Source organism: Pseudostreptobacillus hongkongensis (assembly GCF_001559795.1).
Taxonomy (GTDB): Bacteria; Fusobacteriota; Fusobacteriia; order Fusobacteriales; family Leptotrichiaceae; genus Pseudostreptobacillus; species Pseudostreptobacillus hongkongensis.
In genome coordinates, this window is the sequence record NZ_LOHY01000026.1 from 1 (window position 1) to 328 (window position 328).

Below are 328 nucleotides of genomic sequence, written 5' to 3' on the forward strand. Positions count from 1 at the left end.
CTGTATGAATGTACAGTACATCCAGTGACGACAAAGATCAACCCTATTTTCGGAAAGAGCCTCGCAAATTTTGGCGTTGGTGGCGGGAAAACATAAATTAATCTTGCCCCTTAAGAATAAGTTGCCTATTTTCGTAGTTAACGGATCCGTTAATGTGAATCATTCTTTTATGTTATGATTTTAAAAGGAATTTTATGAAAAGCCTCTCCTATAAGCGGATCTATAAATCACAAGAATACCTGGCAACGTTGGGCACAATTGAATACCGATCATTGTTTGGTAGTTACAGCCTGACCGTTGACGACACGGTGTTTGCGATGGTTTCTGA

Annotated in this window: 1 protein-coding gene; it reads left to right on the plus strand. The window is 39.3% G+C overall.

Going from position 1 to position 328, the window contains the following annotated elements; genetic code table 11:
* Window positions 1-194: 194 nt before the first annotated feature.
* A partial coding sequence (locus AYC59_RS08480; RefSeq protein WP_211259982.1) for a TfoX/Sxy family protein occupies window positions 195-328 on the plus strand: 134 nt, incomplete at its 3' end.